At 59.0% G+C, this 25,169-nt stretch carries 28 protein-coding genes; 18 read left to right on the top strand and 10 right to left on the bottom strand.

Annotated elements, in window-relative coordinates:
- Positions 1-44: 44 nt before the first annotated feature.
- The 3 genes from EC919_RS12585 (at position 45) to EC919_RS12575 (ending at position 1,570) form a co-directional block, all read left to right on the top strand.
- Positions 45-533: a TIGR00645 family protein gene (locus EC919_RS12585; RefSeq protein ID WP_065987683.1), complete on the top strand. Its 489-nt coding sequence runs from the start codon at positions 45-47 to the stop codon at positions 531-533.
- A 30-nt stretch (positions 534-563) separates the two neighbouring features.
- The gene (locus EC919_RS12580; RefSeq protein WP_133774356.1) at positions 564-869 is read left to right on the top strand and encodes a DUF6482 family protein; all 306 of its coding nucleotides are present in this window, start codon (positions 564-566) and stop codon (positions 867-869) included.
- An 83-nt stretch (positions 870-952) separates the two neighbouring features.
- Complete coding sequence (locus EC919_RS12575) at positions 953-1,570, top strand: FKBP-type peptidyl-prolyl cis-trans isomerase (protein ID WP_122535350.1); 618 nt, start codon at positions 953-955, stop codon at positions 1,568-1,570.
- A gap of 82 nt (positions 1,571-1,652) precedes the next feature.
- Here EC919_RS12575 and EC919_RS12570 read toward each other — a convergent pair whose 3' ends face one another.
- Both EC919_RS12570 and EC919_RS12565 read right to left on the bottom strand, forming a co-directional pair.
- On the bottom strand, positions 1,653-1,895 hold the full coding sequence (locus EC919_RS12570; protein ID WP_133774354.1) for a PA4570 family protein: 243 nt from the start codon (positions 1,893-1,895) through the stop codon (positions 1,653-1,655).
- Positions 1,896-2,068: 173 nt separating this feature from the next.
- Positions 2,069-3,037: a polyprenyl synthetase family protein gene (locus EC919_RS12565; RefSeq protein WP_133774352.1), complete on the bottom strand. Its 969-nt coding sequence runs from the start codon at positions 3,035-3,037 to the stop codon at positions 2,069-2,071.
- Between the two features lie 239 nt (positions 3,038-3,276).
- Between EC919_RS12565 and rplU the strand changes: the two genes are divergently transcribed.
- The 5 genes from rplU (at position 3,277) to EC919_RS12540 (ending at position 7,065) form a co-directional block, all read left to right on the top strand.
- Entirely contained in the window at positions 3,277-3,591 is a 315-nt protein-coding gene (rplU, locus tag EC919_RS12560; protein WP_003176051.1) for a 50S ribosomal protein L21, read from the top strand.
- A gap of 33 nt (positions 3,592-3,624) precedes the next feature.
- Positions 3,625-3,897, top strand: a complete 273-nt coding sequence (gene rpmA / locus EC919_RS12555) for a 50S ribosomal protein L27 (protein WP_037015434.1) — start codon at positions 3,625-3,627, stop codon at positions 3,895-3,897.
- A 241-nt stretch (positions 3,898-4,138) separates the two neighbouring features.
- The gene (gene cgtA / locus EC919_RS12550) at positions 4,139-5,362 is read left to right on the top strand and encodes an Obg family GTPase CgtA (protein WP_133774350.1); all 1,224 of its coding nucleotides are present in this window, start codon (positions 4,139-4,141) and stop codon (positions 5,360-5,362) included.
- 85 nt (positions 5,363-5,447) lie between these two features.
- On the top strand, positions 5,448-6,566 hold the full coding sequence (gene proB, locus EC919_RS12545) for a glutamate 5-kinase (RefSeq protein ID WP_133774348.1): 1,119 nt from the start codon (positions 5,448-5,450) through the stop codon (positions 6,564-6,566).
- A 28-nt stretch (positions 6,567-6,594) separates the two neighbouring features.
- The gene (locus tag EC919_RS12540; protein WP_133774346.1) at positions 6,595-7,065 is read left to right on the top strand and encodes a CreA family protein; all 471 of its coding nucleotides are present in this window, start codon (positions 6,595-6,597) and stop codon (positions 7,063-7,065) included.
- Between the two features lie 68 nt (positions 7,066-7,133).
- Here EC919_RS12540 and rpsT read toward each other — a convergent pair whose 3' ends face one another.
- Positions 7,134-7,412: a 30S ribosomal protein S20 gene (gene rpsT, locus EC919_RS12535; RefSeq protein WP_037015424.1), complete on the bottom strand. Its 279-nt coding sequence runs from the start codon at positions 7,410-7,412 to the stop codon at positions 7,134-7,136.
- Between the two features lie 250 nt (positions 7,413-7,662).
- Here rpsT and murJ point away from each other — a divergent pair, with 250 nt between their 5' ends.
- The 6 genes from murJ to ispH all read left to right on the top strand — a co-directional run bounded on the left by murJ (position 7,663) and on the right by ispH (position 15,101).
- Positions 7,663-9,207 carry a murein biosynthesis integral membrane protein MurJ gene (murJ, locus tag EC919_RS12525; RefSeq protein ID WP_133774344.1) on the top strand — a complete coding sequence of 515 codons (1,545 nt, stop codon included), beginning with the start codon at positions 7,663-7,665 and terminating at the stop codon, positions 9,205-9,207.
- A gap of 118 nt (positions 9,208-9,325) precedes the next feature.
- Positions 9,326-10,273: a bifunctional riboflavin kinase/FAD synthetase gene (ribF, locus tag EC919_RS12520; protein WP_133774342.1), complete on the top strand. Its 948-nt coding sequence runs from the start codon at positions 9,326-9,328 to the stop codon at positions 10,271-10,273.
- 1 nt (position 10,274) lies between these two features.
- On the top strand, positions 10,275-13,106 hold the full coding sequence (ileS, locus tag EC919_RS12515; protein WP_133774340.1) for an isoleucine--tRNA ligase: 2,832 nt from the start codon (positions 10,275-10,277) through the stop codon (positions 13,104-13,106).
- Positions 13,099-13,611, top strand: a complete 513-nt coding sequence (gene lspA, locus EC919_RS12510) for a signal peptidase II (RefSeq protein ID WP_065987672.1) — start codon at positions 13,099-13,101, stop codon at positions 13,609-13,611. Before ileS ends, lspA begins: the two co-directional genes overlap by 8 nt.
- Complete coding sequence (gene fkpB, locus EC919_RS12505) at positions 13,604-14,071, top strand: FKBP-type peptidyl-prolyl cis-trans isomerase (protein WP_133774339.1); 468 nt, start codon at positions 13,604-13,606, stop codon at positions 14,069-14,071. The genes lspA and fkpB overlap by 8 nt, the downstream gene beginning before the upstream one ends.
- Positions 14,072-14,153: 82 nt before the next feature.
- Positions 14,154-15,101 (top strand): 4-hydroxy-3-methylbut-2-enyl diphosphate reductase, encoded by a 948-nt coding sequence (ispH, locus tag EC919_RS12500; protein ID WP_122622728.1) that lies wholly within the window; start codon positions 14,154-14,156, stop codon positions 15,099-15,101.
- Positions 15,102-15,122: 21 nt separating this feature from the next.
- Here ispH and EC919_RS12495 read toward each other — a convergent pair whose 3' ends face one another.
- Positions 15,123-15,626, bottom strand: a complete 504-nt coding sequence (locus EC919_RS12495) for a GspH/FimT family pseudopilin (RefSeq protein ID WP_133774337.1) — start codon at positions 15,624-15,626, stop codon at positions 15,123-15,125.
- 134 nt (positions 15,627-15,760) lie between these two features.
- Between EC919_RS12495 and pilV (EC919_RS12490) the strand changes: the two genes are divergently transcribed.
- From pilV (EC919_RS12490) to EC919_RS12475, 4 genes are read left to right on the top strand one after another with little or no spacing between them, the layout of a single operon-like run.
- A complete protein-coding gene (pilV, locus tag EC919_RS12490) occupies positions 15,761-16,249 on the top strand; it encodes a type IV pilus modification protein PilV (RefSeq protein WP_347876980.1) in 489 nt (162 codons plus the stop codon).
- Positions 16,246-16,947 (top strand): pilus assembly protein PilW, encoded by a 702-nt coding sequence (locus tag EC919_RS12485; RefSeq protein ID WP_133774333.1) that lies wholly within the window; start codon positions 16,246-16,248, stop codon positions 16,945-16,947. The genes pilV (EC919_RS12490) and EC919_RS12485 overlap by 4 nt, the downstream gene beginning before the upstream one ends.
- A gap of 10 nt (positions 16,948-16,957) precedes the next feature.
- On the top strand, positions 16,958-17,443 hold the full coding sequence (locus tag EC919_RS12480; RefSeq protein WP_347876979.1) for a pilus assembly PilX family protein: 486 nt from the start codon (positions 16,958-16,960) through the stop codon (positions 17,441-17,443).
- Complete coding sequence (locus EC919_RS12475; RefSeq protein ID WP_133774329.1) at positions 17,440-17,862, top strand: type IV pilin protein; 423 nt, start codon at positions 17,440-17,442, stop codon at positions 17,860-17,862. The genes EC919_RS12480 and EC919_RS12475 overlap by 4 nt, the downstream gene beginning before the upstream one ends.
- 3 nt (positions 17,863-17,865) lie before the next feature.
- Here the strand turns inward: EC919_RS12475 and EC919_RS12470 are convergent, their stop codons facing one another.
- The 6 genes from EC919_RS12470 to EC919_RS12445 are packed head-to-tail and all read right to left on the bottom strand — an operon-like array spanning position 17,866 to position 25,142.
- Positions 17,866-18,276 carry a type IV pilin protein gene (locus EC919_RS12470; protein ID WP_133774327.1) on the bottom strand — a complete coding sequence of 137 codons (411 nt, stop codon included), beginning with the start codon at positions 18,274-18,276 and terminating at the stop codon, positions 17,866-17,868.
- 11 nt (positions 18,277-18,287) lie between these two features.
- A complete protein-coding gene (locus tag EC919_RS12465; RefSeq protein ID WP_133774326.1) occupies positions 18,288-22,649 on the bottom strand; it encodes a pilus assembly protein in 4,362 nt (1,453 codons plus the stop codon).
- Between the two features lie 24 nt (positions 22,650-22,673).
- A complete protein-coding gene (locus EC919_RS12460) occupies positions 22,674-23,258 on the bottom strand; it encodes a pilus assembly PilX family protein (RefSeq protein ID WP_243842252.1) in 585 nt (194 codons plus the stop codon).
- The gene (locus tag EC919_RS12455; RefSeq protein WP_133774834.1) at positions 23,255-24,055 is read right to left on the bottom strand and encodes a PilW family protein; all 801 of its coding nucleotides are present in this window, start codon (positions 24,053-24,055) and stop codon (positions 23,255-23,257) included. Before EC919_RS12455 ends, EC919_RS12460 begins: the two co-directional genes overlap by 4 nt.
- Positions 24,052-24,606, bottom strand: a complete 555-nt coding sequence (gene pilV / locus EC919_RS12450) for a type IV pilus modification protein PilV (RefSeq protein WP_133774831.1) — start codon at positions 24,604-24,606, stop codon at positions 24,052-24,054. The genes EC919_RS12455 and pilV (EC919_RS12450) overlap by 4 nt, the downstream gene beginning before the upstream one ends.
- Positions 24,606-25,142: a GspH/FimT family pseudopilin gene (locus EC919_RS12445; RefSeq protein ID WP_133774324.1), complete on the bottom strand. Its 537-nt coding sequence runs from the start codon at positions 25,140-25,142 to the stop codon at positions 24,606-24,608. The genes pilV (EC919_RS12450) and EC919_RS12445 overlap by 1 nt, the downstream gene beginning before the upstream one ends.
- Between the last annotated feature and the right edge of the window lie 27 nt (positions 25,143-25,169).

Genomic DNA, 25,169 nt, shown 5'->3' with positions numbered 1-25,169 from the left:
CTTCGCCCTATACTCGCGAGCTTTTAAATTATCTGTGAGTTTCAATGGAACGGTTTATCGAAAATGCGATGTATGCATCGCGCTGGTTGCTGGCGCCGATCTACTTTGGTTTGTCCCTGGGACTGTTGGCGCTGGCGCTGAAGTTTTTCCAGGAAATCTTCCACATCATCCCCAACGTGTTTGCGCTGGCGGAATCGGATCTGATCCTGGTGCTGCTGTCATTGATCGACATGGCGCTGGTCGGCGGTTTGCTGGTCATGGTGATGATTTCCGGCTACGAGAACTTCGTGTCCCAGCTGGATATCGACGAAGGCAAGGAAAAGCTCAACTGGCTGGGCAAGATGGATTCTTCATCGCTGAAGATGAAAGTCGCCGCATCCATTGTTGCGATTTCGTCCATTCACCTGTTGCGGGTGTTCATGGACGCCAAGAACATCGAGCCGCAATACCTGATGTGGTATGTGATCATTCACATGACCTTCGTGGTTTCGGCCTTCGCGATGGGCTATCTGGACAAACTGACCAAGCACTGATCGATTTCCTGCGACTCGCGAGGATTTGCCATGAACCTTCAGGAACTCATTTCCCACTCCAGCACTGGTGGTGTTGAAGAGCTCAATCTGATCTCCATCGAAGGCGGTATTTACTTGCTGGAAGCAAGAATGCAGGGCGTCGCGCATCGTTTGGTCGATGCGCAGAACAAGGCATTGCACCTGCGCTCCGTCGAGCACGCGCGTGAACTCTTACAGCCGGTTGCGCCGATGCCGTTCAATCTGGTCCACGCCGTGGTGCACGATGAAATGTGCGGCGTGCACGACCACCTGAATCAGGACGTCAAAATCCCCTTGGCTTTTCGATCCGCCTGGTAGTGGTTACGGGTATTACGCTTTGTGCTAGGCTGCGCGGCCTTTAAACACGGGCGCCCGAGGGCGCTCTTCAGCGGAGCAGTCTCATGTCCGAAGTCAATCTGTCCACAGACGAAACCCGCGTCAGCTACGGCATTGGCCGTCAACTGGGCGACCAACTGCGTGACAATCCGCCGCCGGGTGTCGACCTGGACGCAATCCTGGCCGGCCTGACCGACGCTTTCGCCGGCAAACCGAGCCGTGTTGGCCAGGAAGAAATGGGCGCGAGCTTCAAAGTCATCCGCGAAATCATGCAAGCCGAAGCAGCTGCCAAGGCTGAAGCAGCGGCGGGCGCCGGCAAGGAATACCTGACCGAAAACGCCAAGCGTGATGGCGTGACCACTCTGGCCTCCGGTCTGCAATATGAAGTGATCACTGCGGGCGAAGGCGCTCAGCCGACCCGCGAAAGCAACGTGCGCACCCATTACCACGGCATGCTGATCGACGGCACTGTGTTTGACAGCTCCTACGATCGTGGCGAGCCGGCTGAATTCCCGGTTGGCGGCGTGATCCCAGGCTGGACCGAAGCCCTCCAACTGATGAAGGCCGGCAGCAAATGGCGTCTGTATGTTCCTAGCGAGCTGGCCTACGGCGCTCAAGGCGTTGGCAGCATTCCGCCGCACAGCGTTCTGGTCTTCGACGTCGAGTTGCTCGACGTCCTGTAAGGTTAAGTAGCGACCGCGTCACGCTTGATAGATGCCGAGTCAGCCCCGCGCTGGCTCGGCATTGTCGTCTTATCTGTTGTCATCAATGCAGTTCACTGGCCGGACGCAATGCCCGCGCATAGCAGAACAGAAACAGACTTCGCACCATCTCCTTCTGAACGCAGGGTTCGCTCGAACTCAGGCTGCTGACGTCCAGATCCCCCTGATCGCGCAATTCGTCGAGCGCCTCTTCTTCCAGCACCGCACACACTTTGCCCGTCTCACGCTCGAGAATGCGCAGGTAAGGCTGTGGCCGGTCAAGCCAGGCATCAATCAGATAAGTCATATGATTCTCCTTGAGTGTTTCAATGAGAATAATTCTTATCTGAGGAATAGCAAGGATCTATTTGAGATTAATTCGCATTGGTTGATTGGGGCGGGCTTTGTGCGGCCTTGAATCGCGCACAACAAAAAGCCCGTCACGTGGACGGGCTTTCAACAGAGCAGGGCAGCGGTCAATCAATGTGTGCGAGCGACCGCAAACTCGCTCAGCTCTACGAGGGCGTCGCGATAGACGCTCGGCGGCAGCACATCCAGACAGGCAATGGCGCGAGCAATGTAGTCGCGTGCCAGTTGGGCGGTGTACTCAAGGGCGCCTGACTTTTCCACAGCATCGCGGATACTTTCGAGATCTTCCAGCCCGCCCTTCTGAATGGCCTGGCGAACCAGTGCGGCTTGTTCAGCCGTGCCTTCGCGCATGGTGTAGATCAGCGGCAGGGTAGGCTTGCCTTCGGCGAGGTCGTCACCGACGTTCTTGCCGAGGGTCTCCGCATCGCCGCGATAGTCCAGCAGGTCGTCGACCAGTTGGAAGGCGACACCCAGATGATCACCGAAGGTGCGCAGTGCTTCGCTCTGCTCCGTGCCGGCATTGGCCAGGGCTGCGGCGCTGTGGGTCGACGCTTCGAAGAGCATCGCGGTTTTGCCGCGGATGACTTCCATGTAGGTTTCTTCGGTGGTGCTGGCGTCGCGCACCTTGGACAGTTGCAGTACTTCACCTTCCGCGATGATGCGCGTGGCCTTCGACAGGATCTGCATCACGGGCATAGAGCCGAGTTCGACCATCATCTCGAACGAGCGCGAATACAGAAAGTCACCCACCAGTACGCTTGGCGCGTTGCCCCACATCGCATTGGCGGTCGAGCGGCCACGGCGCATGCCGGACATGTCGACGACGTCGTCATGCAGTAGGGTAGCGGTGTGCAGGAATTCGATGGTCGCTGCCAGCAGGCGTAAATCATCACCGCCTGAGCCCAGCGCTTTGCCGCACAACAGAACGAGCAGCGGGCGCAGGCGTTTACCGCCAGCAGAGGTGATGTAGTCGCCTATTTTGGAGACCAGCGGCACGCGCGATGTCAGCTGCTTCTTGATAATGTGGTCGACGGCTGTAAAGTCGTCCGCCACAGCGGTGTAGAAGGCTTGGGGTTGCATCAGCGAGACGTGCTCCAGAAGGGTTGCGCGGCATGCTAGGTTGCAGGCCCCACCCTGTCAAGGCGTGACATCGCGCAGCTTGCAAGGCGTTGATCGCTTGCGTACAATCGCGCACCCTAACTTCCTGGGCAGCACCTGCCTTACGCAATTGCATGTCGGCCTTCCAGCCTTGTGCAGCCATGCCAGCCAATACCTCTTCCTATAAAGAGCTGGGTGAGCAGGATTATCGGAGATACACCATGTCTTATGCAGTAATCGTTACTGGCGGCAAGCAATACAAGGTCGCCCCAGGTGAATACCTGAAGATTGAAAAACTGGAAATCGCTACCGGCGAATCCGTTACTTTTGATCGCGTTCTGTTGGTTGCCAATGGCGACGACGTGAACATCGGCGCTCCAGTTGTTGCAGGCGCTACCGTTGTGGCTGAAGTGATCTCCCAAGGTCGTCACGATAAAGTCCGCATCATCAAGTTCCGTCGTCGTAAGCACCACATGAAGCGTATGGGCCACCGCCAGTGGTACACCGAGATCAAAATCACCGGTATTCAGGCTTAATTTCAGCCTAATCCTCACTAGGAGAATTGACTCATGGCACACAAAAAAGCTGGTGGTAGTACCCGTAACGGTCGCGACTCAGAAGCCAAACGCCTTGGCGTGAAGATGTATGGCGGCCAGGTTATCGTTCCGGGCAACATCATCGTGCGTCAGCGCGGCACCCAGTTCCACGCTGGCTACGGCGTTGGTATGGGCAAAGATCACACCCTGTTCGCTAAAGTCGAAGGCGTGATCAAGTTCCAGGTTAAAGGCGCCTTCGGTCGTCGCTATGTAAGCATCGTGCCAAAGACTGAAGTCGCGGCATAATCTTGCGTTCAGGGGGTGTGAGGGCCTGACCTTCGCGCCTCCTGAGCTGAAAAGCCCTGTCGATGACAGGGCTTTTTCGTTTGTAGAAGGTCCTGTTTCTGGTGAGTCTCTTGCAAAGCTGTTTGTGTGGGCCGTTGTGGTGTGAAGTCGCTGGTTTTTGATCGGTATCGCAACGCTCATCTTTGCAAGAGCCTTATGAATCTATGTTGTTTGCTCGTCTTTGTGACGGGAGGCGTGCGCTATGAAATTTGTTGATGAAGTATCCATTCGAGTAAAGGCCGGTGACGGCGGTAACGGTTGCATGAGCTTCCGTCGCGAGAAATTCATCGAGAACGGTGGTCCTAACGGTGGTGATGGCGGTGACGGCGGCTCGATCTACATGATCGCCGACGAAAACCTCAATACCCTGGTCGATTACCGCTACACCCGCCATTTCGACGCCGAGCGCGGTTCGAACGGCGGCAGCACCGATTGCACCGGTCGCAAGGGTGAGGAGCTGGTATTGCGTGTGCCAGTCGGCACCACCGTGATCGACGCCGGTACCCAGGAAGTAATCGGCGACCTGACCAAAGCCGGTCAGCGTCTGCTGGTGGCTCATGGTGGCTGGCACGGTCTGGGCAACACGCGTTTCAAATCCAGTACCAACCGGGCACCGCGTCAGACCACGCCGGGCAAGCCGGGTGAGCAGCGTGACCTCAAGCTTGAGCTGAAAGTACTGGCTGACGTCGGTCTGCTCGGTTTGCCGAACGCTGGCAAGAGCACGTTCATTCGTTCGGTGTCGGCCGCCAAGCCAAAGGTCGCTGATTATCCGTTCACCACACTGGTGCCGAACCTGGGCGTCGTCAGTGTCGATCGCTGGAAAAGCTTTGTCATTGCCGATATTCCCGGCTTGATCGAAGGCGCTTCCCACGGTGCCGGTCTGGGGATTCGTTTCCTCAAGCACCTTGCGCGTACGCGTCTGCTCCTGCACCTCGTCGACATGGCGCCGCTGGATGAAAGCAGTGCGCCAGATGCCGCTGAAGTCATCGTTAACGAGCTGGTCAAGTTCAGCCCTGCGCTGGCCGACCGTGATCGCTGGCTGGTGCTGAACAAGTGCGACCAGATACTCGAAGAAGAGCATGAGGCCCGCAAGCAGGAAATCATTGACCGCCTGGAGTGGACCGGCCCTGTCTACGTGATCTCGGCCATCGCCAAAGAGGGCACCGATCGCCTGACCCACGACATCATGCGCTACCTCGAAGACCGCGCTGATCGTCTGGGCAATGACCCGGCCTACGCCGCCGAACTGGCTGAGCTGGATCAACGCATCGAAGATGAAGCTCGCGCCCAGTTGCAGGCGCTGGATGATCAGCGTGCCTTGCGCCGTAGTGGCGTGAAGAGCGTGCATGACATTGGCGATGACGATTGGGATGAGGAGGATGTGGAAGACGAAGATGGTCCGGAAATCATTTACGTCCGCGACTGATCGACTGAAGTAAACTACGACGCCGCTCTTGAAGCGGCGTTTTAGTATCTAGAATTCGGACTCTCTAGCTTAAGGTTGAAAGATCATGCGGAGCAAGGTGACAGGTGCCCAGCGTTGGGTGGTGAAGATCGGAAGTGCGCTGCTGACGGCGGACGGCAAGGGTCTGGATCGCAACGCGATGGGTGTTTGGGTCGAGCAGATGGTGGCCCTGCATGAGGCGGGTGTCGAACTGGTCCTGGTGTCGTCCGGCGCGGTAGCGGCCGGCATGAGCCGTCTGGGCTGGACTGCGCGACCGAGTGCCATGCATGAGCTTCAGGCCGCTGCAGCAATCGGTCAGATGGGTCTGGTGCAGGCGTGGGAATCCAGCTTCGCCGAGCATCAGCGCCATACCGCGCAGATTCTGCTCACCCACGACGATCTGTCCGACCGCAAGCGCTACCTGAATGCCCGCAGCACGCTGCGCACCTTGGTTGAGCTGGGTGTCATCCCTGTCATCAACGAAAACGACACGGTGGTCACTGACGAGATCCGTTTCGGCGACAACGACACGCTGGCGGCGTTGGTGGCCAACCTGGTTGAAGCTGACCTGTTAGTCATCCTGACCGACCGCGACGGCATGTTCGATGCTGACCCTCGCAATAATCCCGAGGCGCAGCTCATCTATGAAGCGCGCGCTGATGATCCCGCCCTTGATGCGGTGGCCGGCGGCACCGGCGGTGCGCTGGGTCGTGGCGGCATGCAGACCAAATTGCGTGCTGCACGACTGGCCGCTCGCTCGGGTGCGCACACCGTGATCGTGGGTGGTCGCATCGAGCGCGTGCTGGCGCGTCTGAAAGCCGGTGAGCGCTTGGGTACGTTACTGTCCCCGGAGCGTGAAATGCTCGCGGCTCGCAAGCAGTGGCTGGCCGGGCATCTGCAAACCCGGGGCACGCTGGTGCTGGACGAGGGCGCGGTGAAAGCGCTCTCCCAGAGCCACAAGAGTCTGTTGCCGGTCGGCGTCAAGCTGGTGCAGGGCAGCTTTCGTCGTGGCGAGATGGTGGTTTGCGTGGCGGCTGACGGTCGCGAGATCGCCCGTGGCCTTACAAATTACAGCGCGCTCGAAGCGCAGAAGATCATTGGCCTGCCTTCTGACGCCATCGTCAAGGAGCTGGGTTACATGGCTGAGCCTGAGCTCGTGCACCGTGACAACCTGATTCTGGTCTGAAGTGCATCATCAAAAGAAGGAAGCATACATGCGAGTCATGAAAGGGCTGGTAGGCGCGTTACTGATGTTGCCAGTGCTGGCGTCAGCTGAAGAGATCGGCCAGGTATCAACGGTGTTCAAGATGGTGGGTCCGAACGACCGGATCGTGGTCGAGGCATTCGACGATCCCAAGGTCGACGGCGTGACCTGCTATCTTTCCCGCGCGAAAACCGGTGGAGTGAAGGGTGGGTTGGGTCTCGCTGAAGACCGCGCTGAAGCGTCCATCGCTTGCCGGCAGGTCGGGCCCATTCACTTCAAGGAGCAATTGAAGGATGGCGACGAAGTGTTCAAGGAGCGGACCTCGCTGGTGTTCAAGACCATGCAAGTCGTGCGATTCCTCGACAAGAAACGCAATACGCTGGTGTACCTCGTCTACAGCGACAAAGTCATCGAGGGTAGCCCGCAGAACGCCGTGACCGCCATCCCGATTCTGCCGTGGACGCCTGCTCCTGCGCCTTGATGCTAGAGCGTCAAATCGAAGGCAATAAAAAACCGACCCTGGGGTCGGTTTTTTAACAAGCGAATCGCTTAGGCTGCAGCAGCAAGGTTCAGAGCCTTGATGTGGCCATTCAAGCGACCTTTATGGCGAGCAGCTTTGTTCTTGTGGATGATGCCTTTATCGGCCATGCGGTCGATAACTGGCACAGCCAGAACATAAGCAGCTTGCGCTTTTTCAGCGTCTTTAGCGTCGATGGCTTTAACTACATTCTTGATGTAGGTACGAACCATGGAACGCATGCTGGCGTTGTGGCTGCGACGCTTCTCAGCCTGTTTTGCACGTTTTTTGGCGGAAGGTGTGTTGGCCACCGTCGAGCTCCTCGAAAGACTTGGGAAATAGCTAACAAAATAGGCCGCGAATCATGCCGATGAGTTTGACGCTTGTCAAGGGCGGTTGATGCGTTCCGCTGAGTGGTCGCCGTGTGGTGCCGAGGTGATTTCTTTCCGGCGTGCGACCTGTAAACTCGCGGGCTTTGGCTCTGAGCTGTTTTGCGGCGCGGAGTATCGCATATATGGAACGCGCTTTGGCGCTTCCTTTGGTCAGGCGTACAACCTTTCGATGAATCTACTCAAATCGCTTGCCGCCGTTAGCTCTATTACGATGCTTTCGCGGGTGCTGGGCTTTGTCCGCGACACGATCATCGCGCGCGCATTTGGCGCCGGCATGGCCACTGACGCCTTCTTTATTGCCTTCAAACTGCCCAACCTGCTGCGCCGGATCTTTGCCGAAGGCGCCTTCTCCCAGGCGTTCGTGCCGATCCTCGCTGAATACAAAAGCCAGCAGGGCGAAGAGGCAACCCGCACATTTGTCGCGTATGTCACCGGCCTGCTGACCCTCGCTCTGGCAATCGTCACGGTGCTGGGCGTTGTATTCGCCCCGTGGGTCATCTGGGCGACTGCGCCGGGGTTTGCCGACACGCCCGAGAAATTCCAGCTCACCTCGGATCTGCTGCGGGTGACCTTTCCTTATATATTGCTCATCTCGCTGTCGTCGCTGGCCGGCGCGATCCTCAATACGTGGAATCGCTTCTCCGTTCCGGCGTTCGTGCCGACGCTGCTCAATCTGGCGATGATCTTCTTCGCCCTGTTCCTTACGCCGTATTTCCACCCGCCCGTGATGGCGCTGGGCTGGGCGGTGCTCGCGGGGGGGCTGCTGCAGCTTCTTTATCAACTGCCACACCTGAAAAAGATCGGCATGCTGGTGCTGCCGCGCCTCAATCTGCGCGACACCGGTGTCTGGCGAGTGATGAAGCAGATGCTGCCGGCCATGCTCGGCGTTTCCGTCAGTCAGATTTCACTGATCATCAACACCATATTCGCCTCGTTCCTTGTTGCCGGATCGGTGTCCTGGATGTACTACGCCGACCGTCTGATGGAGTTGCCTTCCGGTGTGCTGGGCGTGGCGTTGGGGACGATTCTTCTGCCCATCCTCTCGAAAACCTACGCCAGTCGGGATCGCCACGAATATTCGCGCATCCTCGACTGGGGCTTGCGCTTGTGTTTCCTGCTGGTGCTGCCGTGCACCCTGGCGCTCGGGTTGCTCGCCGAGCCGCTGACCGTTTCGCTCTTCCAGTACGGCAAGTTTGATGGCGTAGATGCTGCGATGACCCAACGTGCGCTGGTCGCGTATTCGGTCGGGCTGCTGGGCATCATCGTGATCAAGGTGCTCGCCCCGGGCTTTTATGCTCAACAAAATATCCGCACGCCGGTGAAAATCGCGATCTTCACCCTCATAGTGACTCAGCTGTTCAATCTGCTCTTCGTCTACGTCATCCACCTGGCCCACGCCGGTCTGGCGCTGGCCATCAGCGTGGGGGCGTGCCTGAACGCCTTGCTGTTGTTCTGGCAGCTGCGCAAGCAGGACCTTTTCCAGCCACAGCCGGGGTGGCCGGTGTTCCTGGGCAAGCTGATTATCGCTGTGGCGGTCATGTCCGCCGTGCTGCTGGGCCTGATGCATGTGATGCCCGCCTGGTCGGACGGGGAAATGCTGCAGCGATTCCTGCGCCTTGGCGCGCTGGTGCTGGCGGGTGTCGTGGCGTATTTCGGCACCTTGCTGGTGCTGGGTTTCCGGGTAAGGCATTTCGCTCGCAAGGCGATCCTGTAGGATCAGTCGTCGTTTTCTGGCGGTTAACGTCGATTGTTGTGGTTTGCCCGGATGTGTCGCCTGTCGTTCACGACAGTGTGTGGTTATAATCGGCCACTTTATGAGCAAGAAGCGCGTTATGCAGCTGGTTCGAGGCCTTCACAATCTGCGCCCGCAGCACCGGGGCTGCGTCGCCACTATTGGCAATTTCGACGGTGTTCACCGGGGTCACCAGGCTATCCTGGCGCGACTGCGTGAGCGTGCCGTCGAGCTGGGCCTGCCCAGTTGTGTGGTGATCTTCGAACCGCAACCGCGCGAGTTTTTCGCTCCCGAGACGGCCCCGGCCCGGCTGGCCCGGCTGCGCGACAAGCTCGATCTGCTGGCTGGCGAGGGTGTTGATCTGGTGCTGTGTCTGGCATTCAACCAGCGCTTCAGCAGGCTCAGTGCATCCGAGTTTGTCGACACCGTGCTGATCGATGGTTTAGGCGTGAAGCACCTGGAGGTCGGCGACGACTTCCGCTTTGGCTGCGACCGGATCGGTGATTTTGATTTCCTGCAGAACGTAGGCGTCGAGAAGGGGTTTACCGTCGAAGCGGCACAGACTGTCGAGATCGACGGCTTCCGCGTCAGCAGCACCAAGGTGCGCACGGCGCTGGCTGCGGCAGACTTCACCTTGGCCGAGCACTTGCTGGGCCGCCCGTTCGAAATCTCCGGCCGGGTGCTGCATGGCCAAAAGCTGGCGCGTCAGTTGGGTACGCCCACGGCCAACGTGCAACTCAAACGTCGTCGCGTGCCATTGACCGGTGTCTATCTGGTCAGCGCGCTGATCGACGGCGAGGTGTGGCCGGGCGTTGCCAACATTGGCGTGCGTCCCAGCGTGGCGGGCGATGGACGTCCCCATCTGGAGATTCACCTTCTGGATTTTACCGGCGATATTTATGGCCGGCGTTTGACGGTGGTATTCCACCAGAAGCTGCGTGATGAGCAGCGCTTTGCCTCCCTTGAGGCGCTCAAGACGGCGATCGATGCGGATGTCGCTGCCGCTCGTGCCCACTGGCACGACCAACCGCTAAACTTTAGAGCCTGAAATGACCGACTACAAAGCCACGCTTAATCTTCCGGACACCGCCTTCCCGATGAAGGCCGGCCTGCCCCAGCGCGAGCCGCAAACTCTGCAGCGCTGGGACAGCATTGGCCTGTACCAGAAGCTGCGCGAAATTGGCAAGGATCGGCCCAAGTTCGTGCTGCACGACGGGCCTCCGTACGCCAACGGCAATATCCACATCGGTCATGCGGTCAACAAGATTCTCAAGGACATGATCGTTCGCTCCAAGACCCTGTCGGGCTTCGACGCGCCGTATGTTCCGGGCTGGGATTGCCACGGCCTGCCGATCGAGCACAAGGTCGAAGTCACCCACGGTAAAAATCTGCCTGCGGACAAGACCCGCGAACTGTGCCGTGCCTACGCGGCCGAGCAGATCGAAGGGCAGAAAGCCGAGTTTATCCGTCTCGGCGTACTGGGCGACTGGGCCAACCCCTACCGCACCATGGACTTCGCCAACGAAGCCGGGGAAATCCGCGCGTTGGCCGAAATGGTCAAGAACGGCTTCGTCTTCAAGGGCCTGAAGCCGGTCAACTGGTGTTTCGATTGCGGCTCGGCACTGGCTGAAGCGGAAGTCGAATACCAGGACAAGAAATCGTCCACCATCGACGTGGCCTTCCCGGTTGCCGACGCCGACAAGCTCGCTGCAGCCTTCGGTTTGCCTACCCTGAGCAAACCTGCTGCCATCGTGATCTGGACCACCACCCCGTGGACCATCCCGGCAAACCAGGCGCTCAACGTTCACCCGGAATTCACCTACGCGCTGGTCGATACCGGCGAGCGCCTGCTGGTGCTGGCTGAAGAGCTGGTTGAGTCCTCCCTCAAGCGCTGGAATCTCGAGGGTTCGGTGCTGGCGACGGCCGAAGGTTCGGCGCTCGAGCTGATCAACTTCCGTCATCCGTTCTACGATCGGCTTTCGCCCATCTATCTGGCGGACTACGTCGAGCTGGGCGCGGGTACCGGCGTCGTTCACTGCTCGCCGGCCTATGGCGTCGATGACTTTGTGATCTGCAAAGCCTACGGCCTGACCAACGACGACATCATCAGTCCGGTGCAAAGCAATGGCGTGTACAGCCCGTCGCTGGAGTTCTTCGGTGGCCAGTTCATCTTCAAGGCCAACCAGCCCATCATCGACAAGCTGACCGAAGTCGGCGCGCTGCTGCACACCGAAACCATTACCCACAGCTACATGCATTGCTGGCGCCACAAGACGCCGCTGATCTACCGCGCCACCGCGCAGTGGTTCGTCGGCATGGACAAGCAGCCGACGTCGGGTGACACCCTGCGCAACCGTGCGGTTAAAGCCATCGAAGAAACCAAGTTCGTCCCGGCATGGGGGCAGGCGCGCCTGCACTCGATGATCGCCAACCGCCCTGACTGGTGCATCTCCCGTCAGCGCAACTGGGGCGTGCCGATCCCGTTTTTCCTGAACAAGGAAAGCGGCGAGCTGCACCCGCGTACTGTCGAGCTGATGGAAGAAGTCGCTCAGCGCGTCGAGCAGGAAGGCATCGAAGCCTGGTTCAAGATGGACGCTGCCGAGCTGCTGGGTGACGAAGCGCCGCACTACGACAAGATCTCCGACACCCTGGACGTCTGGTTCGATTCCGGCACCACGCACTGGCATGTCCTGCGCGGCTCGCACCCGATGGGCCACGAAACCGGTCCACGCGCCGACCTGTATTTGGAAGGTTCCGACCAGCACCGCGGCTGGTTCCACTCGTCGCTGCTGACCGGTTGCGCTATCGACAATCACGCGCCGTACCGTGAGTTGCTCACCCATGGCTTCACCGTGGATGAGAACGGCCGCAAGATGTCCAAGTCGCTGGGCAACGTCATCGCGCCGCAGACCGTCAACGACACGCTGGGCGCCGACATCATGCGCCTGTGGGTTTCGGCGACCGACTATTCCGGCGAAATGGCCGTTTCCAACACCATCCTGCAGCGCAGCGCCGATGCCTACCGCCGCATCCGCAATACCGCGCGCTTCCTGCTCTCGAACCTGACGGGTTTCAACCCGGCCACCGACTTGCTGCCTGCCGAAGACATGCTTGCGCTGGATCGCTGGGCCGTGGATCGCGCGTTGCTGCTGCAAGGTGAGCTGGAGGAGCACTACGGCGAGTATCGTTTCTGGAACGTCTATTCGAAGGTGCACAACTTCTGCGTGCAGGAGTTGGGCGGCTTCTATCTGGACATCATCAAGGATCGCCAGTACACCACCGGCGCCAACAGCAAGGCGCGTCGTTCGTGCCAGACCGCGCTGTTCCACATCTCAGAGGCGCTGGTTCGCTGGATCGCACCGATCCTGGCGTTTACTGCCGATGAGCTGTGGCAGTACCTGCCGGGCGAGCGTAACGAGTCGGTGATGCTCAACACCTGGTACCAGGACCTGAGCGAGCTGCCGGAAGGCTTCGAGCTGGACCGCGCCTACTGGGAGCGGATCATGGCGGTGAAGGTGGCGGTCAACAAGGAGATGGAGAACCTGCGCGCGGCCAAGGCCATCGGCGGCAATTTGCAGGCCGAAGTCACGCTGTACGCCGAAGACGCGCTGGTAGCGGATCTGTCCAAACTGAGCAACGAGCTGCGTTTCGTGCTGATTACCTCAACGGCCAGCGTCGCGCCTTTCATCAGCGCGCATGCCGATGCCGTGGTCACCGAAGTCGCCGGTCTGAAGCTCAAAGTCGTCAAATCCGGCCACGCCAAATGCGCGCGCTGCTGGCATCACCGCGAGGACGTCGGGGTCAATCCCGAGCATCCTGAAATCTGCGGCCGTTGCGTCGACAACATCAGCGGCGCAGGCGAGGTTCGTCACTATGCCTAATGCATCGGCTGGCCGCATGGGCCGACTGGGTTGGTTGTGGCTGAGCGTGCTGGTGGTGGTCATTGACCAGGCCAGCAAGTTCTACTTCGAAAACCGTCTGGAGTTGTACGAGCAAATCGTCATCCTTCCTGACTATTTCAGCTGGATGCTGGCCTACAACACCGGGGCCGCGTTCAGCTTCCTGGCCGACAGCTCCGGCTGGCAGCGCTGGTTGTTTGCATTGATTGCGGTCGTGGTAAGCGGGGTGCTGGTGGTCTGGCTCAAGCGGCTCGGGCGCGACGAGACCTGGCTGGCGATTGCCCTTGCCCTGATATTGGGCGGGGCGCTCGGCAATCTGTATGACCGAATCTTCATCGGCCATGTCATAGACTTCATATTCGTGCATTGGAAAGAACACGGCTTCCCGGCCTTCAATGTCGCGGACAGCGCCATTACCGTTGGCGCGATCATGCTGGCTCTGGACATGTTCAAGAGCAAGAAAACCGGAGAAACCGTCAATGACTGATCAGTTGGTGACCGAACAGGCTACTCAGGAAACACGCATCGGTCAGAACACGGAAGTCACCCTGCATTTCGCGCTGCACCTGGAAAACGGCGACACCGTCGACAGTACGTTCGACAAGGCCCCGGCGACCTTCAAGGTCGGCGATGGCAGCCTGCTTCCTGGCTTTGAAGCGCTGATTTTTGGCTTCAAAGCGGGTGACAAGCGCACGCTTCAGGTGCCGCCTGAAAACGCTTTCGGTCAGCCGAACCCGCAAAACCTGCAGGTCATGCCGCGTTCGCAGTTCCAGAACATGGAGCTGTCCGAAGGGCTGTTGGTGATCTTCAACGATGCGGCGAATACCGAGCTGCCGGGCGTGGTGAAGGCGATTGACGATGACCATGTCACCGTCGATTTCAACCACCCGCTGGCGGGCAAGACGTTGACCTTCGAAGTGGAAATTTTCGAGGTGAAGGCACTCTGAGCATCGCCAGAGCGCCTGGCCCCGGCACTGTTCGGGGCCTTTTCGTTTATATGTTTCATTGCGCGTAGACACGAGGCACATCATGCAAATCAAACTCGCCAACCCACGTGGCTTCTGCGCCGGGGTGGACCGTGCGATCGAAATCGTCAATCGCGCGCTGGAAGTGTTTGGCCCGCCGATCTACGTGCGCCATGAAGTGGTTCATAACAAATTCGTCGTCGAAGACCTGCGCAGCCGTGGCGCGATCTTCGTCGAAGAGCTTGAGCAGGTGCCGGACGACGTCATCGTGATCTTCAGTGCCCACGGCGTATCGCAGGCGGTGCGCACCGAGGCGGCAGGTCGCGGTTTGAAGGTGTTCGACGCCACGTGTCCGCTGGTGACCAAAGTGCATATCGAGGTCGCGCGCTATAGCCGTGACGGCCGCGAGTGCATCCTGATCGGTCACGCCGGCCACCCTGAGGTCGAGGGTACGATGGGTCAGTACGACGCCAGTAACGGCGGCGCGATCTATCTGGTCGAAGACGAAGCAGACGTCGCCAATCTCCAGGTAAGCAACCCCGAGAACCTCGCTTTCGTGACCCAGACGACGCTGTCCATGGACGACACCAGCCGGGTGATCGACGCCCTGCGCGCACGCTTCCCGGCCATTGGCGGCCCGCGCAAGGACGACATCTGCTACGCCACGCAAAACCGTCAGGATGCGGTCAAGGTCCTGGCCGATGAGTGTGACGTGGTGCTGGTGGTGGGCAGCCCGAACAGCTCCAACTCCAATCGCCTGCGTGAACTGGCTGAACGCATGTCGACCCCGGCCTATCTGATCGACGGCGCCGAAGACATGCAGCGCAGCTGGTTCGACGGCGTTGGACGCATCGGCATTACTGCCGGTGCTTCAGCCCCCGAGGTGCTGGTGCGTGGCGTGATTCAGCAGTTGCACGCCTGGGGCGCGACCGGTGAGGACGAACTGGCCGGGCGCGAGGAGAACATCACCTTCTCGATGCCAAAGGAATTGCGCGTCAAGTCGCTGTTGTAATCCGGTCACTCTGTAACCCCATCATGCGCAGGGCTCGCTGCCGAATCCCTCGGATCGCAGCGTGACCCTGCCGGTCACCGCAATCGCCAACTGATAGCGACTGGCGGGTGAGTCTTTCAGGCACACCGCCAGTGTCCCGTTGGCGTTGTTCAGCAGCCGCCCCGTGTTATCAAAGCCAATCCGTGCGGCCACCTTGCTGTTGCCAACGACCCTGACATTCCGGTGGCTGGCGAATTCGGCCAATGAGAGCTCGCCCTCGTCTCTGAGCTGATTTCGGTTGCTGTCCACGAATACGGTCCAGCCTCGGCTCCAATCATCTTCAAGCGCCTGCATCACCACCGGCTGGCTGCGCAGAATCGCCTCCGTGCGAGCCATTCGCAGCCCGCTGGCCAGTTGCTGGGCCGTGTCCTGACGTCGCTGTGAGTCGATCAATTGCCCGAAGGCGGGGATCGCCAGCGTAGCGACGATGCCGACAATCACCAACCCTGCCAGCAGTTCTATCAGCGTCAATCCTTGCTGCTTCACGAGCGTCTTCCGTTGAGTGCGGCGCTCAAGCAAACACCCGCTTAACAGCGCTGACAACCCGGTCGATTGTCAGCCGGTATGTCCGCAAGTCGCCGTTACACATCCTCCGGGCAAACCGCTGCGCATCGTCTTCAATGGCGTCTGCATGGGAATGGTCGAGGTGGACGATGGGTGTGAAGAGGACGCAATCAGGGATGACATTGATCGAAGTGCTGGTCGCGTTGCTGATCTTCAGCGTCGGCATATTGGGCGTGGCGATGCTCCAGCTCAACGCGCTGAAATACACCGACAGCTCCATGCGCAGCCTGCACGTCAGCTTCATCGCCCATGATCTTTTCGAGCGCATTCGCGCCAATCCGGCCACCAGTTATGCGCTGGCTTCGCTGAGTCAGGCGCCGACTTCCGGCAGTCTCGCCGTCCCTCGCCAGCAAGACCTGTACGACTTCGCGACACAATTGAAACGCGCAGTCGGCGATGACGCCGAGGCATCGATTGCGGTGGCAGGATCGAGCGTGACCCTCACGTTGAAGTGGGACGACTCCCGTGCCAGCCAGGAGGCCGCGCAGAAGCAAACGCTCACGCTGACCGCAGATGTATCTGCCGAGCGGGGCGCACGGCCATGAACGCATCGGTGAAAGGTTTTGGCTTAGTGGAAGTGTTGTTGGCGCTGGTGTTGGGACTGGTGATGTCGCTGGCCTTGGTGCAGATATTCATCAGCTCGAAGAGCAGCTATGTCAGTCAGACATCGTCCGCCGGCTTGCAGGAAGACGCGCGTTTCGTGCTCAGCAAAATGGTTCAGGAAGTACGGCTGGTGGGTATGTTCGGCTGCTTGGGGAAGGTCGATGACGCCACTGCCGGCAATAGCTTCTCCAAGGCGTTTGAAGAGCCGATCCACTGGGACGCCAATTCCCAGACACTGACCCTCGCCACGGCCGGGACCGGGGAGGGCGGCGGTTGGTCGACCTGGGTCATTCACACCGACTGCTTATCGTCCGCCACCGCGTACACCAACGGCCGGGCGCCTCGACTTGCCGTGGATGAGACCGCGATGCCCGTTCACCGGCAGGTCTATCGCTTCAACAAGGCGCGCAATGAATTGTCCCTGAACGGCCAGCCGTTGGCCAGCAACGTGCGCACGTTCAGCGTGCTGTTCGGCGTCGCCGGCTCGACTCGCGAGCGCTCCATCGCGCGGTACGCCGCCGCTGCCGCCCCCTCGCTGATCCGCAGCGTGCGATTGACCCTGACCCTGTTCGACCCGGCAGACCGAGCGCAGGAACAAACCATCGACGTGGTCGCTGCCATCCGTAATCGGCTGGGATGAAGGCATGAACATGAATGCACAACGTGGTGCGGTGTTGATCGTCAGCCTGGTGTTCCTCTTGTTGCTGACCCTGTTGGCGACATCGTCGATGCAGAACGCCACGCTCCAGGAGAAAGTGGCCGGCACGCTCAACCGACGTGATGCATCGTTTCAGGCTGGCGAGACAGCGCTGCGCATGGCGGAAGCGAAAATCGTATCACCGGGTTTTTCCCAGCCGCGCTGTTCGTCGTCAGCGAAATGTTTGCCGCCACCTGAGGCGTTGACACTGTCCAGCAGCGGAACGGGCGGGGCCTCCGGCGTGGATTGGGTCGCGACGCGGAGTGGTTTCTACGGCATTCAGCATGTCGGCCAAACCGATCAACCTGCCGGTGGCGCAGACGGTCAACTTCGGACCTTGTACCGCGTGACGGCCATCGGCATTGCGGGCGATTCACGCACTGTGCTCGAAAGCATTCACACCGAGGAGCGTCGCGTGATGTGGCGGCAGCGGCAATGAACAGAACCCGCACAGGTTTCACCCTGATCGAACTGCTGATTGCCATCGCCATCGTCGCCATTCTCGCCGCCGTCGCGTACCCGCAGTACAGCGAATACACCAAGAAAACCCGCCGCTCCGAGATCGCTGGTGTGCTGGTTGAAGAGGCGCAGAAGCTTGAGCGGTTTCACTCGCGGGCAGGACAATACTCGGACGTCAGCGGGCCGCCGGCGTTTAGTCATGAGGTGTCGGTGGGGAATGCGTTTTATCGGATAGGGGCTGAGCGCAAGGAGCGGACGTTCAGGTTGACCGCGTCGCCGATGGGCGGGGGGATGATGGGAGGCGATGCGTGTGGGAGTTTTGTGCTGGAAAACACTGGCAGGCGCGACAATCTCGGGATGTCGGGGGCTGCCAGTGTGTCGGGGTGTTGGGGGCGCTAACGGTTATTTGAAGCAGTCGGTACCGCCAGCTGAGGTCTTGGCTCCGGCCTGGTCGATGGTTAATGCTCCGCATGCATCCTGGGTTTGCTGATCCTTAGGTGTGGCCGTAAACGAATATGCCGTCGCATTCGCCGTCACGCTCAACTGGTATTTGCCGGTTTGTGAGAGCGGCGTCGCGCTGGCAAATCCCAATGCGGTGAGATTGGTAACCGCATACGTATTGTTCTGGGCGTAGTACCGCTCCATCCGCGCCACTGCGTCATTGAGCATGACGATGCCTTCGGAGCGATAACCGCGCTGGACGTACTTGGTGTAAGACGGGTAGGCGATCGCGGCCAGGATGGCGACGATGGCGACGGTAATCATCAGCTCGATCAGCGTGAAGCCGCGTTCAGAGCGGTTTGAACATTGCATTGAGTACAGCCTCATGGAGTGTAGGGAATGACGCGCCAGTTCTGGCGGCCATTGAAAGCGGTTCCGGTGTTGACGGCGGTGGGTTCTCCGCTCGAATCAGTGACGTACTTCTGACCGCCGATGCTCCCAACGTCTACGCCCCCGGCACTGATGCTCATACCGCTGACGACCGTGTCGTTGTAGTTGTCGGCGCTTGAGATGGTGCCGTTGCGGCGAAGGTTGAATACCGTAAAGGTCGTACGGCCTCCCGTGGTCGGGTCTAGGCCGTATAGCCATCCGGTGACCCCTGGGCTGCATACGTCGGTGACGGGCGTCCGCGTCGACGCGAACACTACGCTGCCGCTTATAACCAGCGGATCGACCAGTCGCTCGCCCAGCAGCGTGTTGCCAACCGCAAGATCTAGATACCAGCCCGATTTGGCGGTCCAGTCCACAGTATTATTGCTCACGATACGAACATCGTTACTGGTGCCCGCAAAACTCACGTTGTTGGCTTGGGTAGTGATGGTCTGAGCCTGAAGGTTGCTACGCGCCAGCGTCGGCGTCGACGATGCTGCCGCCCCGACCGTTTGTTTGTCCCAGACCCCATACAAGGTCTGCAGATCAGTGCTGGCCTTGTCCGCCGTCGCAAAGTAGCGACCTGTCCCGAACACCACGATTGTTCCTGCTGCCGTCGGGTGTGCCACGACCGTGGGCGGAGCGGTGATGGACTGCACGGCGGCCCCGGTCGTATCGCTGGCAGTTGCGGTGTAGAGCGGCTTATTGCCAAACGCCACTTTGTAGTTGCTCGCGGTTGCCGTGGCCGTCAGCGAACTTCCGATCAGGTCAAAGCGCCACAGATTGCCCAGCAAGTCTCCGGCGTACACATAGTCCGCATAGCCGTCGGCGTTTGCATCCAGTACCACTGGGGAAGACAGTCCGTTGTTGCCCGTTACCGAGGTGGTCAGCTTGCTGATCGTGGCACCTGTGGCGGCATTGAGAATGAACAGCGACGCGTTGCCGTTGTTGCCGTTGTAGCCATTGCCGACGACGACACCCCATTCCCCTGAGTGCAGTTTGACGATGACAGGAACGGAAAAACTTGAACCAAGATCCACATCGTTCTGTGACGTGAACTCCCAGAGCAGACTGATGCTGTCGGGGTTGGTCACGTCCAGCGCGAAGATTTCCCGTCCGCCTGCACCCAGCGTACCGACCAGAATTGTGTGCCAGGCGCTGCCGAAATAGACGTCTGCAACGACCGGCGTGCTGTCGACGAAGAAACGGTGCAGGGCAGAGTTGGAGTTGTAATCCTTGTTAGTCAGCGCGTTGAGGTTCGAGATCACCGCGGTGGGAATGAAGGCGAACTTCTCGACGCCGGTCAGGGTGTCGAATCCATGCAACATCCCGTCATTGGCGCCGACGTAGATTTGCCCGCGCCGGGTGCTCTGGGTCGTCTGGAACGCTCCGTAGGTGCCGCTCTGTCCATTGAGCGTATCGGCAACGGTTGCATCGTAGAGCGCTGTGTCCACTACCACTGGCGAGGAGTTGACCAGGTCGCCAATGAGCGATGCGCGGCGGCGGTAAGTGGAGGTCGCTTTACTGGTATCACCTTTAACGAAGTCCACTTGATCGGACGTCAGTGTCGTCTGCAAGTTGATGCCGGCGTATGTCCGATTGGCCAGATTGGCGTACGTAAAGCTCTGCAGGCCGTTGGTTGTCGTGCCTGCCATCTGGATATTGCGCGAACTCCAGGTCGGGACCACCTGCGAGGCCGACCAGTTCTGCACGCTGCTGGTGCTGCCATCCGCTTTGTTGATCGTCGTAGTTGTCTTGATCAAGTCGCCACTCCAGGTGGCGACATTGAGGCTGTTCAAATACGTCGCGGCCGCACTGCTGGTGCCGAGCGCAGGGACCACTGCCGGTGTCGCCACCGAGTTATTGGTTTGCAGAATCTGGTTGAAGGCAGCGTCGAGCTGTTGCTTGAGGGTCGAGGCGTTGGTCACCAGAAAGTAGCTGTTAGGCGTGCCCGATTTTGTCGAATCCCATTGCCCGTTCACTGGCAGGCTGCTGCTGGTGTTGGTCGGGCCACCGAAACCACCCCATTTGGCGGCGTACCACAATGGATCCTGCAGGTTGGTGATCGAAGTGGTTGGCGAGGCCACGAACCTGCGGGTGTGGGTATCGCCCCTGGATGAAGGTGATACGGCCTGGTTTTGGTCTTTCCGCCCTGGCAGCAAGTCGGCGATGTTGTTACAGGTCGCAGTGGATGTAGCGCACGCACCGGGAAGTCTTATTCCGGGCGTGTCCAGTGAGTAGTGAAGGTTGCCGGCGGCGCCCCCTGTCACTTCCAGATAAATACCATCGGTAGTGGTGCCGGAAATGGTGTAGCCCATGTGGGACTCGGCGCCCGATACCGAGTAAACGGTCTGTAGCGTGACATCCAGAGAGCCAAGGGCATTGACCGCGACGGTATAGAGCACGATGCCGTCCATGTCGTAGTCGCAACCCTGACCGCAGTCGTCGAATACCACCCTGAAAACAGCCTGCGCTCGGCCGCCGTTAATGTTCGCGTTGGTGGGCTGACCGGTCATGTTGTACAGCGAGTCGATATAAAACCCGGTGATCTGCTCAGTGATGCCGCTGGCGGCCACTTTGCCAAACGGGACGAGCGTGATTGAGCCCGTACCGACGGGCATCTGAATACGCGGCAGTGTCGACGAAAGTGCGATGGAAAAGGTCTGGACCTTTTGATTGCCCAAAGAGGTGATCGGGTTGGTGTTAGCGAAATAAGCCACAGCCGCCGCGTTGTAGGTCCCTTCTTTGGTGGGCTCTTCCGGCAGCCCCCTGATGTTGCCCAGGCTGGACGCAACTTTTGCGGTTGGCGCCTGGTCACTCGCGCTCAGTGTCTGGCCGATGTTTATGTTCTTGCTGCCGCCGACATCAGTGTTCCAGATCGTCTGCCCCAGCTTGCTTACGTCAAGGCTCTTGAGCGTACTGGAGGAATCCGGCGCTGCGCTGATGTCGTACGTGCTGCCTGGCAGGTCCGAGTCGTAACTGGGCGTGACGTCACTGAAAAGCGTCTCGAACGGTTTGGAACAACTCGGGTAAGTCGGCGGACTGGCGGCTGCGTTAGGTGTCGCCGAGTAAGGATTACTCCACGTGGTAACGCTCGTCAGACTCAAACCCCCGCTTGTGTCTGCGTTCCCAGATTTGTAATTGGCAGTTGGGGTGGTTTCGCCGCTGAAGTAACGCATCGTCTCGAACATCATTTCGCCAAGCGGATTCCCCCAGTTCGGGCAGTTGGCGTTCGGCATAGGCGTGACGTAGATATTGCAACCGGTGGTGCTGAGCCTCAACCCGTCAAGCGTGCCGATGATCGCGCCTTTTACATAATTACCGTTTCTGTCCTTGGTGCCGAAAATCCCCGTCGAGGCATCGATCTCAGCCGAGAAGCTTCCCATCGCCTTACGAACGACCCCGCCTTGGATGTTGTTCTGGTAGGTGCCTGTCACAAGCCCGAAGTACATCTGGTTGCCTTCACCGTAGTCGTGAAGGATGCCTGTCGGTTTATAAGTACCATTGGGATAAAGCTTGCAGTTGCTTTCGATAAAGCCTGATTTACAGACCTCCACCCTCACCTGGTAATCGGTGGGAGAAACATCGACATCGCTGAAGTTGGTATTCGTGGCCTTGGAACCGCCCTGAGTCACTTCCCGGGATACCCAGCCAAAGATGCGAATGTTCGACACATTCGACAGCACACGCAGCAACGGCGCGCTGCTTTGCGTGTTGTTGGCAAATAGCGTGTAGTTGCCGACGCTGGGATTCGACAGCGGCGTGTAATCAGAAAGGTCGTAACCGTCGACGGTCCGACTCGAGTATTCCTTGCCCCACGTATGCGCATCGGTGGAGATATAGGCGCGAGTAATGATGGTCTGTGAGGTGGTGTCCACCTCGCGGTAGCCACCGTAGAGCACTTTGCGCAACGCATCCGCGCGCGATGTCGTCAGGTAGTTAAGGTAATCGCCGCTCCAGTTGCCTGGGCATTTTTTCAGGTTTGCTACCGTCGTATTTGACAGCGCCGTAAAGTAACCGTTGTTGTAGCGATAGCACGTCAGCGAATCGAAGTAGCCCAGGTAGGTAATCGAAGGCTTGTATCGAATATCGATAGAACCGTCCCCGTCCAGGTCCGACGCATCGTTATAGGCGGGGAAGAACAACTTGTGGTCGCGGCCTACCACCAGCATATTCAGCGGGGGTACTGAGTTGTTCAAGAACAGTGGCAACTGCGCGGGAACCTGGCTCACGGCAGCGTGCGCCACGCCGAACGGCAGCAGGATCAGACATGCCAGTGCAACGATGAAACTGCTGAGCGTTATGGGCTTATTCATGGTCGTTCGCTGTCTGGCAGGTAATCAGGAATCGGAAACGGCAAACACCGTGCGAAGAATGACGCGTTGCGTGGTCGTGTCGCTGGAGCACCTGACGTTGGATGCGCAGGCGGTAATCTCGTAATAGTGACGGCCGCAATCCCTTGCCAAAAGTGCACAGCCGTTTATCGCTTGACCATCCAGAAACTTCAAATCGATCACATACCACTCGATTTCAACGTTATTGCCGGTGACTGGATTGTATTGATAGGTGGTGACCACATTGATATTAGCGCTGTTGGCCGCGTTGAATACCAGCGGATAATCGCCGTTCACCAACGTAGCCGCGTTAGGGGTCGGTATGCAGGGTTTGTTCGTATTGCCGGCCGCTGTGGTGCATTGCCATTGGCTAATGCTCAATTCACCGATTCGCAGGCCGGCTTCCGCCGCATTGGTCAGGGTTTTCTGAAGCCTGAGGTTGCCGGTGATCCGGGATTCGAGCGACACCCCCCGCATGCTGGAAAGTGCCAGCAATGTGATGATCAGCAGCATCATCAACGCTACCAGGAGTGTGGCGCCGGTCTGGTCACGCATTTGCGCGCGCTGAAGAGTTTTGGTTGAGGGCGTCATGGCATCTGATTCCTGACCATGATGGTCCCCTGCACAATTTGATAAATGCCTTTCGTATCGTTATAGCTGGTGCCATAGCGGCCGTTCCAGTCTGTCAGCGCGGATGAAATAGCGGTGGTGCTGTCACGAATCGTTGAGGTGCCCGGGCTTTGCATCAACGCGCTGTAACGCACCGCCGCGATGGTGCCGGTTGGGGCGGTAGTGCTGAATTTGCTGACTGCTTTCGGGTCCGAGGGGTCCGATCCATATTCGAATCGCAGATCCTGAACGCCGCTCACCAGCTGTTGAGTCGTGGCACCGCTGGTGCAAGTAATAGCCTTGTTGGCGGAATCAAACGCTATTTTTTCGACAATTTTCGGGCGCACAGTGGTCGGCACCGACTTCGCCGAATAGGGCGTGGTTATATTGTCCTGGTCCCCCATTGCCAGGGCGGCGCCTTGGCAACTGACGTCGAGTTTGCTGGTGGCCTGATATTGGACGCATAAGGACGATTCTGACAACGCCACAACGGAGGCGCCCATAGGAAAACTGCAGCCACTCAGGGAATTATCAGCGGGAATCACTGCGCCGAGGCTGCTGCGGTAACCAGCCTTTAGCAGTTCCTGGCTCAGGATGGCCAGGGTGAACCGGCCATTTTCCTGGTTGCCCATCTGCGCCTGCTGGAATAGATAGGTCCGCTGGTTGCTGATGAAGATCTGAGTGACGCCGAGGATCAGGAACAGTCCGATGACCATCGCGACCATCAGCTCGATCAGCGACACGCCTATCTGCCGGTAAGGTAGAACTTCCCCATTCATTTGATGCGTGTCCTCAAGCGATAGGTGCAGGTGCCTGGTGTCGTGATACTGGCGCCGGTCATGCAGTCGGCGGCGTTCTTGACCGTCCAGGCAACCTGAATTTCCAGATCAGCATTCGTTGTGCTTGAGGTCGTGCAGGCGGATACGTCGCCTGGCTTAGGTGTTTTGCAGATGTAAAAGCTGTCCGAGGCAAGCAGGCTGTCGGCGCCTGGCAACATGGTGCTGGCACGTGATGCCCAGCAACCGATTTGCTCGGACAGTGCTGACGGTGAGGGCGTGCAGTCCGAAGCGGGATTCGGAAACGAGGCGCCCGGCGCCTTAAGGCATGAATTGGCGGTGGTGCAGTCCGCCGGTGCGCTGCGAATGATTTCGACGAGATCGTCCACCAGCATGATCGCGGTATTACGCTGAGCAGAATCCTGAGTGTAGGGAATGGCCTTGCTCTGAAGCGCAACCATGCCGAGCACTCCCACCACAGTGATAAGCAGGCTGACCAAGACTTCGATCATGCTGAAACCCGCTGAGCGACCGCGCACGAAGCTATCGTTCATCAGCATCCTCCAGGGCGCGTCGAGGTGGGAGGCGTGACGCGTCCGCTGGACTGCACGGATATAAATTGCGGCGTAACGGAGGCGTCGTTGGCGTAGGAAACCTGGAAGCAGGTGGTGGCAGATGACGTGCCGGTTGGCGAGAAAACAATGCTGCCCACTGCGGTTGTAACCGTGATACCGGATTGCAACCCCGAGGCGCCAATCTGTCTCAATGTCTGCTGAGTCGTCTTGACCGAGAGATCCCCTGCCCAGTTGCTGCTACTGGTTCCAGGCGCTGCAATGGTCACAGCTGTGCTTCGGGTCACCGCTTCGGCCCGAGCATATTGGAGCAGATCATAAAGCTCATCAGCCCCGGCCCTCACGTTACTACGGTGAATCAGGCCGACGAAACTCGGCACCGCAATGGCGGCAAAAATGCCGACGATCACTACGGTCACGATCAGCTCGATCAACGTAAACCCGCCGCTAAGGCCCTTGTCAGGACATTGCCAGCGGCGACGCGGATTCGGGTGCGTGAGACCAGCGCTGAGATCCATCAAGGAAATTCCATTTTTGCGTTGAAA

It is taken from the genome of Pseudomonas graminis (assembly GCF_004364335.1).
Lineage (GTDB): Bacteria > Pseudomonadota > Gammaproteobacteria > Pseudomonadales > Pseudomonadaceae > Aquipseudomonas > Aquipseudomonas graminis_D.
This window is presented reverse-complemented; position numbering and strand designations above follow the sequence as displayed.